Consider the following 13,093-nt stretch of genomic DNA (forward strand, 5'->3'; position numbering starts at 1 on the left):
CGCATGAGTTCACAATCCACACAAAAACACATCACTTTGAGCACGCTGAACAAGATTCGCGCCGACGGTCTCAAATTTGCCTGCCTGACCGCCTACGACGCCTGTTTTTCCGGTCTGCTCAACGACGCCGGGGTCGAGGTCATACTGGTGGGTGATTCGCTGGGCATGGTGCTGCAGGGCCACGACAATACCCTGCCGGTAACGATGGCAGACATGGTTTACCATGTACAGTGTGTCAAACGGGGCAACAGCCGTGCCTTTCTGATGGCAGACATGCCGTTCATGAGTTATTCCTCGGAAACCGAAACGCTCGAGAACGCGGCTGCCCTGATGCGTGCCGGCGCCGAGATGGTAAAGCTTGAAGGCGGTGCCTGGCTGGCCAGCTCGACTCGTCTGCTGGCAGAACGCGGCATTCCGGTCTGTGTTCACATGGGCCTGACCCCACAGTCCATCAATCGCATTGGTGGCTACCTGGTGCAGGGTCGTGATCCGGTGCAAGCGCAAAACATGATCAGGGAGGCCGAGCAGCTGCAAGAGGCCGGTGCCAGCATTTTGCTGTTGGAGTGTGTTCCGACAGCGCTGGCAAAGCGCATCACGGAAACCCTGAGCATTCCTGTCATCGGCATTGGTGCCGGACCTCACACAACCGGTCAGGTTCTGGTACTGCATGACCTGCTGGGCATTTCTCCGATCCGGCCAAAATTTGTGAAAAACTTTCTGGCCGAATCAGACAACGGCATTGCCGGCGCCATCAGAGGTTATGCTGATGCCGTCAGAACGGGCGCCTTCCCCGCGGCAGAACACAGCTTTGACTAAACACCGGGAGCGCTGATATGCGGATCATTCATCATGTCAACGAACTCAGGGCGCTACTGGATGACATTCGACGCGCCGGCAAGCGCATCGCCGTGGTGCCCACCATGGGCAATCTGCACCGGGGTCATATCAGGCTGGTGGAAACAGCTGTTACCCGGGCCGATTTTGTGGTCAGCACCATTTTTGTCAATCCGATGCAATTCGGCCGCAACGAAGATCTGGACACCTACCCGCGCACACCAGACGCCGACATCGAAAAACTGACGACCGCGGGTTGCCACTGTCTGTTTGCCCCGCCCGTGAGCGACATTTATCCCAACGGCCTGGACGACCATACCGTGGTCAGTGTCCCGGCTATATCAGAACGCCATTGCGGTGCCAGTCGCCCCGGCCACTTTGATGGTGTCGCCACCGTGGTCAGCAAACTGTTCAATCTCGTTCAGCCGGATATCGCAATATTCGGTCTGAAAGACTACCAACAGTTCCAGGTCATTCGTAAAATGACCAGCGACCTGTGTTTTCGTATCGACATTATCGGCGTTGCCACTGAACGTGACACTGGCGGCCTCGCCCTCAGTTCGCGCAATGGTTACCTCAGCGACGCGGAGAAAGAAACGGCGCGACAACTCTACCAGACACTGACACAAACAGCCGAGCGCCTGACTCACGGCGCCCAGGATTTTCGGGCCCTGGAGCGCGAGGCGCAGCAATCCTTCATAACCCATGGTATAAAACCCGATTACTTCAACATTTGCCAGGCTGACACGCTGGCGCCGGCCAATGCCGCAGACCAACATCTGGTCATCGTCACCGCCGCATTTGTCGGTGCCACCCGCCTGATCGACAATATTGAAGTGACTCTGAAAAAATAAAAACGGCAAAGTAGAAATAGAGCCCTAACCAAGGAGAGCATCATGTCGCACACCAACATCTATCCGGTTGATCCTGACAAGGCCGCTCACAGCCTGATCGACAAGGCCGGATACCAGCGCATGTATGAGCAGTCCATCAACGACCCGGAAACGTTCTGGGGCGAACAGGCCGAGCAATTTCTGGGCTTTTTCCAGCCCTGGACGAATGTCCTGAGCGGTGACTTCAGCAAGGCCGATGTGGCGTGGTTCAAAGACGCCAAACTCAATGCCTGCTGGAACTGCGTCGACCGGCATCTGCCCCAGCGCGCCGATCAGACGGCCCTGATCTGGGAGGGTGATGATCCCGGTGACAGCCTGCATATCACCTATCGCGACCTGCACCAGGCGGTATGCCGGCTGGCCAACGTACTGAAACAACGCGGCGTCAAAAAAGGTGACCGGGTCTGCATTTACATGCCCATGATTCCCGAAGCGGTTTACGCGATGTTGGCCTGCGCTCGCATCGGCGCAATTCACTCAGTGGTTTTCGGCGGTTTTTCACCCGATGCCATCAAGGACCGTATACAGGACTCTGATTGCCGGTCGGTCATTACCGCCAACCAGGGTGTACGCGGAGGCAAGATAATTCCGCTGAAAGACAACGTCGACAAAGCGCTCGTGCATTGCCCGGACGTTCACAGCGTTGTGGTGGTCAAACGCACTGACGCCGATGTGTCGTGGCACGAGGGCCGGGATATCTGGTACCACGATGCTATCGGCCAGGTGGACGACCAGTGTCCGGCCGAAGTCATGGATGCCGAAGATCCGCTGTTTATCCTGTACACCTCAGGATCCACCGGCAAGCCCAAAGGGGTCTTGCACACCACTGCCGGTTACCTGTTGAGCGCCGCCATCAGCCACAAATATATCTTTGACTATCACGAAGGCGAAGTCTTCTGGTGCTCGGCCGATGTCGGCTGGGTCACAGGTCACAGCTATATTGTCTACGGCCCACTCTGCAATGGTGCCACGTCACTTGTTTTTGAAGGCGTACCCACTTACCCCGATGCCTCTCGCTTCTGGCAAGTCATCGACAAACATCAGGTGAATATTTTTTACACGGCACCCACCGCACTGCGGGCATTGATGAGTATGGGCAATGCGCCGGTGCAAAAAACCTCCAGACAGTCGCTGCGCCTGTTGGGCTCGGTCGGTGAACCGATCAATCCGGAAGCCTGGGAATGGTATTACAATATAGTCGGCGAAAAACGTTGCCCCATCGTCGACACCTGGTGGCAAACCGAAACCGGCGCCAGCATGATCAGTCCGCTGGCCGGCGTCACGGATTTGAAACCCGGTTCGGCAACATTGCCATTCTTTGGGGTCAAGCCCGAACTTCTGGACGCAGAGGGCAATATCATCACCGGTGCCGGCAAAGGCAATCTGGTGATAACTCAAAGCTGGCCCAGTCAGATTCGCACCGTATTCGGGGACCATCAACGCTGCATCGACACCTATTTCACGGCCTATCCGGGTTACTATTTCACCGGCGACAGCGCGCGGCGGGACGAGGACGGATATTACTGGATCATCGGCCGCGTTGACGATGTTCTCAACGTATCCGGCCATCGCTTGGGTACTGCGGAGCTTGAAAGCGCCCTGGTGTTGCACCCGGCCGTTGCTGAAGCGGCCATTGTTGGTTTCCCGCACGACATCAAGGGTCAGGCGGTGTACGCTTATGTCACGCTGATGCTCGATGTTGAAGAGTCGGAGGCATTGCGCAAAGAACTGATCGCCTTCGTGGCAGAAGAGATCGGCGCGTTCGCGAAGCCAGATATCATTCAGTTCGCGCCCGGCTTGCCCAAAACCCGCTCGGGCAAGATCATGCGGCGGATTCTGCGCAAAATCGCGGCCAACGAAACTGACAATCTGGGTGATACCAGCACGCTGGCAGATCCGTCAGTGGTTGAACAGCTAATTGCCAATCGTTTCAACCGGTGATATCTGTCCATAATTTCTTACGTAACAGAGTCTACAGGCAACAATTATGCAGGATTTAGTTATCGTCGCTGCCGGGCGCAGCGCCATTGGTACCTTTCAGGGCGATCTCGCCGCCATCACTGCCGCCGATCTGGGCAGCCAGGTCATCAGAAAATTGCTGGCAGCCAACAACATCAGCCCGGAGCAGATTGACGAGGTCATTCTGGGTCATGTGCTCACTGCCGGCTGCGGCCAGAATACTGCACGGCAGGCAAGTGTGAACGCGGGGCTGGGCTTCGAAACGCCAGCCATGACGATCAACAAGGTCTGTGGTTCCGGTCTCAAAGCGGTGCACCTGGCCGCACAGGCCATCGCCAGTGGCGACGCCGGAATGATCGTGGCCGGTGGCATGGAAAACATGAGCCGGTCAGCGCATGTGCTGCCCAACTCACGGACAGGGCAAAAAATGGGGCACTGGCAGGCAGTTGACACCATGTTGCATGACGGTCTGTGGGATGCTTTCAATGACTACCACATGGGCATTACCGCTGAGAACCTGGCAGAGAAATACAGTATCAGCCGCGCCGAGCAGGATGCGTTTGCGGCACTGTCGCAGCAGAAAGCCAATGACGCGATTGCCGAAGGGCGGTTCAAAAACGAAATAATCGGGGTTGAAATACCACAGCGCAAAGGCAGCGCTGTGGTCGTAGACCAGGATCAGGGGCCACGTGCCGGAACCACAGCCGAATCGCTGGCACGGCTGCCTGCTGTGTTTAAGAAAGACGGCAGCGTTACTGCTGGCAACGCCTCGGGACTGAACGATGGCGCCGCAGCTGTCGTGGTCTGTAGCAGGGCTGCCGCCGAACGGGCCGGGCTTAAACCTCTGGTAACGATCAAAGCCTGGGCCAATGCTGGCGTCGACCCAGCCATCATGGGCATCGGTCCGGTTTCCGCCACGCGACGCTGTCTGGCAAAGGCTGACTGGACTCTGGACGAGCTCGATCTCATTGAAGCCAATGAGGCGTTCGCAGCTCAGTCTCTCGCCGTGGGCAAAGAGCTGCAGTGGGACATGAACAAGGTCAACGTCAACGGCGGCGCCATTGCCCTGGGTCACCCGATCGGCGCCTCGGGCTGTCGTGTGCTGGTCACCCTGATTCACGAAATGATCCGCAGGGATGTCCACAAGGGCCTGGCGACGCTGTGCATCGGCGGTGGCCAGGGCGTTGCTATCGCCGTGGAGCGTTAACGGCGAGAGAGATTCCCTAGACCAGATCCTGCACGGCCAGATGTTGACTCAGGTACACCTGGCCGCTCAGATCGTGCAGGAAGTGTGATCGCTGCAGGGCATCCATGACCGGGCCCTTGACCTCAGACATGTGCAGCTTTATACCCATCTCGGCCAGTCGTCGGTTAACCGCTTCCAGTGATTCCAGGGCACTCAGATCAATTTCGTTGACTGCGCTGCACATCAGAATGACATGCTGCAGCTCCCCGCGCTCTGAAACTTCTTTGTATATGAGGTCCTCCAGATAACGGGTATTGGCGAAGTACAGGCTCTCATCAATACGCAGCGACAGAATATGGCGATGGGTGATCACCTGGTGGCGTGTCACATTGCGAAAATGCTCACTGCCGGGTATCTCTCCCACAATCGCCACATGGGGTCGGGAGCTTTTGTACAGGTGCACCAGAACGGAGACCACAATACCGGCGGCGACACCCGTCTCCACGCCCACCAGCAACGTCAACACAATAGTCGCGGTGACGGCCATAAAGTCCGCCCGGGAATAACGCCAGGCCTTGCTGACAATGGCAATATCGACCAGCGACCAGACCGCGACGATAATGGTCGCAGCGAGGGTCGCCTTGGGTAACCAGGCCAGTAACGGCATGAGGACAAATGTCGCCGCAGCAATCAATATGGCAGCAAACAGACCGGCGGCCGGCGTTGCCGCACCGGCATCAAAGTTGACAACGGAGCGCGCGAAACCGCCGGCGACCGGAAAACCACCGGAAAAACCGGCGGCCAGGTTGGCAGCCCCCAGACCGATCAACTCCTGGTTCGGATCTATACGTTGCCGTTTCTTCGCCGCCAGCCCCTGAGCAACAGACACTGATTCCACAAATCCCAGAATGGCAATCAGCACAGCTGGCCCCATCAGACTCGTCCAGGGAATTGATGATAACGCCGGCAGCCCGGGCACAGGCAGTCCGGCCGGCACTTCGCCCACCAGAGCCAGGCCACGCTCACCGAGATTGAAGTACCACGCTGCAGCTCCACTGGCGACAACAGCCACGATCGGACTGAGTCGGGCGGAAATGACAGCGCGCCGATCCGACACACCCGCCCTGCGCAACAGCGGCGCCAGCTTGCTTCGTGCCCAGAAAAGATAAACCAGCGTGGCCAGGCCCGTGATTATGGTAGGCAGATTCAGATCAGGCCAGGCACTGAGAGCGGCAGCGCTCAGAGCCTGTAATTGCTCGGGCAAATTATGCCCGGAAGCGCTCAGCCCCAGTAAGGCAGGAAGCTGACCGATCGCAATCAGAATGCCAGAGGCCGTTATAAAGCCGGCAATCACCGGGTGTGACAGAAAATTGGCAAGAAAACCCAGGCGCAGAATACCCAGCACGACCAGAAACAAACCGGACATCAAAGCCAGCGTCATCGCAGCGCTGACGATTTGCGCCGGATCCGTCAGACCCAGTCCGGATATGGCTGCCGCTGTCATCAGGGAAATAACGGCAACCGGCCCGACCGACAGGGCACGGCTGGTGCCAAAAACGGTATAGGCCACCAGTGGCAGTATGCTGGCGTAGAGCCCCATCTCGGGTGGCAGGCCCGCCAGCATGGCGTAGGCCAGTGATTGCGGCACCAGCATAACCATGACAATAACCGATGCCAGCAGGTCGTCAGAGAATTGCTGCGAGGTGTATAACCTGGCCCAACTCAGAACGGGGAAATAACGCATAGGCGTGGCCCTGTCATTCAGTTATGCGGCACTGCCGCACGCTACTCCTGCTGTTGTTGCGCAAGCCACCCGGCAACGCCGCGCAGATCGTAGCCAAGTTCAGCGCCGCGTTCGACGATATCCTTGGGCGGCATGCCCTTGAGCCCCTTGACCAGGCCCCAAAGCTGTATCGAGCGCGTGCCAGTCCGGCAAAAGGCAAGTACGGGAGCCGGACATTCATCCAGCGCCGCGGTGAATTCGGCAATATCCTGCATGCTCAGTTGGCCTGATACCACGGGAATGTGACGGAAAATCATACCGTGATCTTCTGCCGCTCCCTGGATTTCATACACCGGTGGTTGCCCGACAGCTTCGCCGTCAGGCCGATTGCAGATGATGGTTTTGTACCCAGCCGCTGCCAACACATCCACGTCATCAGCAGTAATCTGCTCTGCGACCGAAAATTCATCTGTCACTTGTTTTGCTGTCATATTCAACTCCATGTTCACAGATCAGGGAACGACCTGTTTTATCATTGCTCGTCACCATTGCCGCGTTGGCGTAGCCTATTGTAACGCGCCACAACAATCAATTCATCGCTCCCTGTCAATCTCCGGAATCTGCCGCTCAGCAGCACCCCGAACAGAGCATTATGACAACGTCGGCCCGGCCAGTTTATGCGCTGGCGCAAAGCAATGGCTTATCCGGACATAAAAAAACCCGGCGCAAGTAAAACCTGGCCGGGCACAACCGTCGAACCTTCCGTTGCATCATGTCAATCGAATCGCGACACACCCAGTTTCCAGTATTGCAAGTGAGTGTGTTTGTCATGGATACGCCGTGAATGTAAAACCGGTTCAGTCAACAGACTGACCGCTTAACCGACTGACCGGCCTGGACGGCGGTTTGTCGCATATGTCCACATTCCACATGTCACAGCGCACCACAATGGCATATCATTCAGTCTATTCAGTCACAACTAAACAACCTGGCAATCATTGATGCATACCAACACAAATCCCGCTGATACACTTCCGGCCCGGCAACCGTCATCACGGGATGCTGACATCGACGGGGTGAGCTATTTTGTCGAGCAAATGGGCCTGACTTCCCAGACCGACGGCCTGCCACGGATCGCCGGGCGTATCGCCGGCTACTTTATCATCCACGGCGGACCGGTCAGCTTTGCCCAGCTGGCTGAGGAGCTGAAAGTCAGCCGCGGCAGCGTCAGCACCAATGCCCGCATGCTGGTCACTATCGGCTTTATCGAGAAAGTCACAATTCCCGGCGACCGCCAGGACTATTATCAGCTCAGTGACGCTCCGTTCCTGCGTATGATTGACGGCTATCTGCAGCGAATGCGTCATATGCAGTCCATTGTGGAAACCGCGGACAACAATATTCCGACGGCGTTGACCGACACCAAGAAACGATTGCAGCAAATGCGACATTTCTACCGGGAAGCAGTGCTGAGCAACGAATTGTTACTGGAACGTCTGTCCGGTGCACCAGACAGCCGAAACTGATGACTGAAAAATACGGACATGAACCACATCAAGGAACTCACATGAAATCGACTCTTTGGCAAACCAGCCGGCGCTGGCTGCTACCCCTGTTCATCATCACTGCCGGCGTTGCAGCAACCACTGCCATGATCATGCTCAGACCACAGCCTCCCAGCACACCTACCGCCGAGCGTGTCGTTCCGGTTGAAATTATGATTGTCACCAGCGTCGACATGAACATCAATGTCAGTTCCCAGGGCACTGTGGCTCCGCGCACACAGACGACGATAGTCGCCGAGGTGTCGGGCCGGGTAACCGACGTATCCGACAAACTGGTTTCCGGAGGCTTTTTCAGCGCAGGCGAAATCATGCTCAATATCGACCCCGCCGACTATGAAGTGGCGGTGGATCAGGCCCAGGCGAATCTGCTGACTGCCCAGGCCCAACTGGCACAGCAACGGGCGCAGGCAGATCAGGCCGCCAGGGAATGGGACCTCTCCGGAAGGCCTCGTGAAAACGCCCCGGCAATCGCGCTGCGCACTCCGTTTCTGCGTGAAGCTGAAGCCCGTGTTTTGTATTCAGAGTCCGAGTTGCGCCGCGCGCAACGGCAACTGGACCGAACTACCGTGCGGGCACCCTATGACGCTCTGGTACGCGATAAATCCGCCGACATTGGCCAGTACCTGGGTACCGGCGCACAGATCGCAGAAGTATTCGCCGTTGACTATGCCGAAATCCGTTTGCCGCTCAGCGACAGTGATATGCGATGGCTGCGGCTACCCGAACCGGGACAACTGGCACCCGCCAACGCAGCGTCAGTAACCCTGGCCGCCAACGTCGCTGGTAAGCGCCATCATTGGCAGGCGGAGATTGTTCGCACTGAAGGCGTCGTCGACAGCAACAGTCGAATGCATTACGCCGTTGCGCGCGTCAATGACCCCTACGGACTGCGCAGCCAGTCTGGCCAACCAGCCCTGCCGGCCGGCACTTTTGTTAATGCCGACATTGAAGGCATCCGGGTCACGGGTGTATTCGACCTGCCACTGGAGGCTTTGCGCAATGGCAATCAGGTACTGGTCATGGATCAGGAACAGCGCTTGCGCCAGCGTCAGGTCAATGTCATTCGCAGCGCGGGAGACCGGGTCTACGTCAACGAAGGTCTGAACAACAACGACAGCGTGATTGTGTCACCTGTTGCCATCCCCATTGAGGGCATGCGTGTTAATCCGGATGCAGGTCAATCATGAAGGCTTTACCCACCACAAAACATAAAGGCATTATTGCCTGGTTCAGCTCGAACTCGGTCGCCGCCAATCTGCTGATGCTGTTCATTATTGCAGCAGGCTTTGCATCGGTGTTTTTTATCAAAATCCAGGTGTTCCCGGAGTTTGAAACACGCATGATCACCGCCAGCATGGCCTACCCCGGTGCTGCGCCTGAAGAGGTGGAGCTGGCCATTGTGGTTCCCATGGAAGAGGCCATACAAGGGCTAAGCGGCATCAATCGCATCAACTCAACAGCGCGGGAAAGTTCCGGCAGCATGATGATGGAGGTGTCGGGCAACTATGATGTCATGGAGTTGCTCAACGAGGTCAAAAGCCGGATTGATCGTATCTCCACGTTTCCTGACGACGCCGAACGCCCTGTCGTCCGCGAGATAGAAATCACCCAGCCGGTACTTCAGGTATCCATATTCGGCAACCTGGATGACCGCGCCCTGAAAACCCTGGCGCAGAGCATACGGGACGATATTCTTCTGTTACCGGAAGTGAGCCAGGCTCAAATTCAGGGCGATCGCGACTATGAAATCGCCATTGAAGTTTCAGAGAACACACTGCGCAAATATGGCCTGACCATGGGACAGGTGGCTGCCGCGATTCGCAGTGCCTCCATCGACGTACCCGGCGGTGCCATTCGTACTGACACCGGCCGCATCCAGCTGCGCACACAGGAGCAGGCTTATACGGGCGAGGAATTTGGCAACATCGTACTTCGCACCAACCCGGACGGCAGCCGTCTGCTGGTCAGGGACATCGCCACCATCGTTGATGGTTTTGTCGAGACCGAGAACTTCTCGCGTTTTGACGGCAACCGATCGCTTAACATTCAGATCATGGCGACGCCGGAACAGAACGTTCTCGATATTGACCGTGCCGTCTCCGAATACATTGACCGGAACCAGGGCAGTTTTCCGCCCGGTGTCAGCATTGACAGCTGGGGCAGCAACGCCTTTTACCTGAAAGCACAGCTCAACATGATGCTGGGCAACCTGCTGATGGGAGCCATGCTGGTGTTTCTGGTATTGACCACATTCCTGCGCCTGAAGATCGCACTGTGGGTAATGGTCGGCATCCCCATCAGTTTCTTTGGAGCCATCTTTCTGATGCCAATGGGGCCGTTCCCTGTTGACATCAACATGCTCAGCCTGTTCGGCCTGATCCTGGTACTGGGCATCGTGGTTGATGATGCCATTATTACCGCCGAAAGCATTCATACCGAAGTCACACGCAACGGCCATAGCCTGGATAATGTGATAACCGGCGTCAAGCACGTGGCAGTGCCCGCAACGTTTGGTGTACTGACGACTATCGCAGCCTTTGCCCCCATGTTACTGGTGGGTGGGCAGGTCGCGCCCTTCTTTGAAGCTATCGGCATGGTCGTTATTCTGTGCCTGTTCTTTTCACTGATCGAATCCAAACTGATTTTGCCATCGCACCTGGCGCATACCCGCATCAAGAAGATCAAGCCCAAAAAGGCCAGTATGCTCGAACGCTACCAGCATCGCGTCGCAAAAGCTTTGTCACATTTCACACATAACGTGTACAAGCCCGCATTGATCAAGGCTGTGACCAACCGATATGCCACAGTAGCGTTATTTCTCACCGCCCTGATCCTCAGTGCCGGGCTGGTGATTGGCGGACTGGTGCGCTTTGAGTTCTTCCCCAACATACCCAGCGACTTTATTCAGGCCAGTGTCAACATGAATGAAGGCTCATCATACGAGGCCCGCAATAATGCACTGGAACGCATGGAACAGGCCATCCTGAGCCTGAACGAAGAGTACCCCGACGAAAACCCGGTTGACCATGTCATGGTGTTCACTAACGGTGACAGCGGTGGCGAAGTCCTGGTTGAACTGACCAAGGCGGAGGAACGTTCAGTAGACGCGCTGGAGATCGAACAACGCTGGCGGGCGCGGGTCGGCACGATTCCCGGGGCGCGCGATGTGCGCTTTTTCTCCAGCACCAGCGCCGGTGGTGGCTCGGCCATCAACCTGCGGTTGATGGGTTCGAATTATGCGCAACTGGAGTTGGCAGCCAACGCACTCGAACGCAAACTTGGCGCATATACCGGTGTGTTTGATGTCACCAACTCCTACAGCCGCGGTGGTGACGAGATTCGTCTCAACATCAAACCCAACGCCGAGCAGTTAGGTCTCAACGCCACCAACCTCGGCACCCAGGTCCGGCAGGCTTTCTACGGCGAAGAAGCGCAACGGCTACTGCGCGGTCGCGACGAACTCAAAGTCATGGTGAGATACCCCGAAGCTGACCGCAAATCCATTGCCAGCCTGCAGAACATGCGTATCAGAACCGCCAATGGTGACGAAGTGCCCTTCTCCGAGGTGGCCGAGGCCACTGTCGGTGAAGGATTTTCCACCATCCAGCGCATTGATCGACAACGCACAGTGTCGGTAACAGCGGATGTTAACCCAGAGATGGCACAGTCGGCGGCGGTTATCCGCGATATTATGCAAAACTTTGTACCGGAACTGACGGCCACCTATCCCGATGTGACCTTTGGCCTCGGTGGCGCCAGCCAGGAACAGGCGGAATTGATTCAACGCATCGCTGTCTGTTTTCTGGCAGCCATGTTCCTGATCTACGCTTTGCTGGCAGTGCCACTAAAATCCTACACACAGCCATTCATTGTGATGGCCGTTATTCCTTTTGGATTTATCGGTGCATTGATAGGACACATCGTGTTTGATACGACGCTGAGCATGATGTCGCTGTTTGGCCTGGTCGCACTGGCCGGCGTTATCGTCAACGACAGTCTGATTCTGGTCGACTTTGTCAACCGCGCGCGTCGCGACGGCATGAGTATGCTCGAGGCAGTGGTCGAATCCGGCACCAGTCGCTTCCGCGCGATTTTGCTGACCTCGCTGACCACGTTTCTGGGACTGTTCCCGATCATGTTTGAGAACAGCATGCAGGCGCAGATGGTCATACCGATGACACTGTCTCTGGGTTTTGGCATCGCCTTCGGGACGGTACTGACTCTGTTCCTGATACCTTCGCTTTATCTCATTCTGGAAGACCTGACCCGGCTGTTTCGAAGCACTCCCGCAGGAGACCCTGAACCCATAGCGCAGCCTGCCAGCTAATCCAGCTGCCGCTAGCGATTGGTCGCAGACGTTACCCATGTGTTAGCTGAATCAGGGTTGCCCGCCGGTGCGGTATTGCTATACTCTGAGTGACGCAGTGAAAAGAAATATCAATAGTATTTTGATAGACTGATCTGCAAAACACGAGAAAACAAAGAACGGTCAATGTCATGTCATGACACAAACTGCTCGTGGCGCCCGTTGTATCATCGGCACAGCTGAATTACATCGGCAAATTACGCCAAATTCATTTTCTCAAGGAGAAATATATGAATAACGACATTTTCGAAGGTAAATGGAAGCAATTGAAAGGGTCTGTTCAATCTAACTGGGGCAAGCTCACTGAAAGTGACCTTGACCGTGTTGAAGGTAACCGCGAACGCCTGATAGGCATCGTCCAGGAACGTTATGGCAAGAGCAAGGAAGAGGCCAAAAAAGAGGTAGAAGACTACCTCGACTCCTTGTAAAGCGTAGCCTGCAGCGGCTCATACCCAAAGCCCCGATCAGAGCGGAACTCCTGCCCTGACCGGGGCTTTTTCGTGCTCTGCGACTGCGTCTGTTGCGGTTAAAAACACGCCAGTGGATTTTTTTTGTCAACATGGTTAT

10 protein-coding genes are annotated in these 13,093 nt (G+C 56.3%); 8 read left to right on the forward strand and 2 right to left on the reverse strand.

Annotated features, from left to right (window positions below; translation table 11 throughout):
• The first annotated feature begins 3 nt into the window (after window positions 1-3).
• From panB to ENH71_RS15635, 4 genes are read left to right on the forward strand one after another with little or no spacing between them, the layout of a single operon-like run.
• Window positions 4-816 carry a 3-methyl-2-oxobutanoate hydroxymethyltransferase gene (gene panB / locus ENH71_RS15620; RefSeq protein ID WP_294135444.1) on the forward strand — a complete coding sequence of 271 codons (813 nt, stop codon included), beginning with the start codon at window positions 4-6 and terminating at the stop codon, window positions 814-816.
• 17 nt (window positions 817-833) lie between these two features.
• On the forward strand, window positions 834-1,688 hold the full coding sequence (gene panC, locus ENH71_RS15625; protein ID WP_294135440.1) for a pantoate--beta-alanine ligase: 855 nt from the start codon (window positions 834-836) through the stop codon (window positions 1,686-1,688).
• Between the two features lie 42 nt (window positions 1,689-1,730).
• Window positions 1,731-3,668: an acetate--CoA ligase gene (gene acs, locus ENH71_RS15630; RefSeq protein ID WP_294135438.1), complete on the forward strand. Its 1,938-nt coding sequence runs from the start codon at window positions 1,731-1,733 to the stop codon at window positions 3,666-3,668.
• Between the two features lie 46 nt (window positions 3,669-3,714).
• Window positions 3,715-4,893 carry an acetyl-CoA C-acetyltransferase gene (locus ENH71_RS15635; RefSeq protein ID WP_294135436.1) on the forward strand — a complete coding sequence of 393 codons (1,179 nt, stop codon included), beginning with the start codon at window positions 3,715-3,717 and terminating at the stop codon, window positions 4,891-4,893.
• A gap of 16 nt (window positions 4,894-4,909) precedes the next feature.
• Here ENH71_RS15635 and sulP read toward each other — a convergent pair whose 3' ends face one another.
• Window positions 4,910-6,616, reverse strand: a complete 1,707-nt coding sequence (sulP, locus tag ENH71_RS15640) for a SulP family inorganic anion transporter (RefSeq protein WP_294135434.1) — start codon at window positions 6,614-6,616, stop codon at window positions 4,910-4,912.
• A gap of 41 nt (window positions 6,617-6,657) precedes the next feature.
• A complete protein-coding gene (locus ENH71_RS15645; protein WP_294135430.1) occupies window positions 6,658-7,086 on the reverse strand; it encodes a protein tyrosine phosphatase family protein in 429 nt (142 codons plus the stop codon).
• Between the two features lie 510 nt (window positions 7,087-7,596).
• Here ENH71_RS15645 and ENH71_RS15650 point away from each other — a divergent pair.
• The 4 genes from ENH71_RS15650 to ENH71_RS15665 all read left to right on the forward strand — a co-directional run bounded on the left by ENH71_RS15650 (window position 7,597) and on the right by ENH71_RS15665 (window position 12,954).
• Window positions 7,597-8,121: a GbsR/MarR family transcriptional regulator gene (locus ENH71_RS15650; protein ID WP_294135428.1), complete on the forward strand. Its 525-nt coding sequence runs from the start codon at window positions 7,597-7,599 to the stop codon at window positions 8,119-8,121.
• A 41-nt stretch (window positions 8,122-8,162) separates the two neighbouring features.
• Window positions 8,163-9,347 carry an efflux RND transporter periplasmic adaptor subunit gene (locus ENH71_RS15655; RefSeq protein WP_294135426.1) on the forward strand — a complete coding sequence of 395 codons (1,185 nt, stop codon included), beginning with the start codon at window positions 8,163-8,165 and terminating at the stop codon, window positions 9,345-9,347.
• Window positions 9,344-12,487: an efflux RND transporter permease subunit gene (locus ENH71_RS15660; RefSeq protein WP_294135424.1), complete on the forward strand. Its 3,144-nt coding sequence runs from the start codon at window positions 9,344-9,346 to the stop codon at window positions 12,485-12,487. The genes ENH71_RS15655 and ENH71_RS15660 overlap by 4 nt, the downstream gene beginning before the upstream one ends.
• Before the next feature lie 269 nt (window positions 12,488-12,756).
• On the forward strand, window positions 12,757-12,954 hold the full coding sequence (locus ENH71_RS15665; RefSeq protein WP_294135422.1) for a CsbD family protein: 198 nt from the start codon (window positions 12,757-12,759) through the stop codon (window positions 12,952-12,954).
• Window positions 12,955-13,093 lie beyond the last annotated feature (139 nt).

It is taken from the genome of Pseudohongiella sp. (genome assembly GCF_011050365.1).
Lineage (GTDB): Bacteria > Pseudomonadota > Gammaproteobacteria > Pseudomonadales > Pseudohongiellaceae > Pseudohongiella.

Bases quoted from the DNA above. Each gene is read 5' to 3' on its own strand.
- panB (WP_294135444.1), top strand. From the start codon at position 4: ATGAGTTCACAATCCACACAAAAACACATCACTTTGAGCACGCTGAAC.
- panC (WP_294135440.1), top strand. From the start codon at position 834: ATGCGGATCATTCATCATGTCAACGAACTCAGGGCGCTACTGGATGAC.
- acs (WP_294135438.1), top strand. From the start codon at position 1,731: ATGTCGCACACCAACATCTATCCGGTTGATCCTGACAAGGCCGCTCAC.
- ENH71_RS15635 (WP_294135436.1), top strand. From the start codon at position 3,715: ATGCAGGATTTAGTTATCGTCGCTGCCGGGCGCAGCGCCATTGGTACC.
- sulP (WP_294135434.1), bottom strand. From the start codon at position 6,616: ATGCGTTATTTCCCCGTTCTGAGTTGGGCCAGGTTATACACCTCGCAG.
- ENH71_RS15645 (WP_294135430.1), bottom strand. From the start codon at position 7,086: ATGACAGCAAAACAAGTGACAGATGAATTTTCGGTCGCAGAGCAGATT.
- ENH71_RS15650 (WP_294135428.1), top strand. From the start codon at position 7,597: ATGCATACCAACACAAATCCCGCTGATACACTTCCGGCCCGGCAACCG.
- ENH71_RS15655 (WP_294135426.1), top strand. From the start codon at position 8,163: ATGAAATCGACTCTTTGGCAAACCAGCCGGCGCTGGCTGCTACCCCTG.
- ENH71_RS15660 (WP_294135424.1), top strand. From the start codon at position 9,344: ATGAAGGCTTTACCCACCACAAAACATAAAGGCATTATTGCCTGGTTC.
- ENH71_RS15665 (WP_294135422.1), top strand. From the start codon at position 12,757: ATGAATAACGACATTTTCGAAGGTAAATGGAAGCAATTGAAAGGGTCT.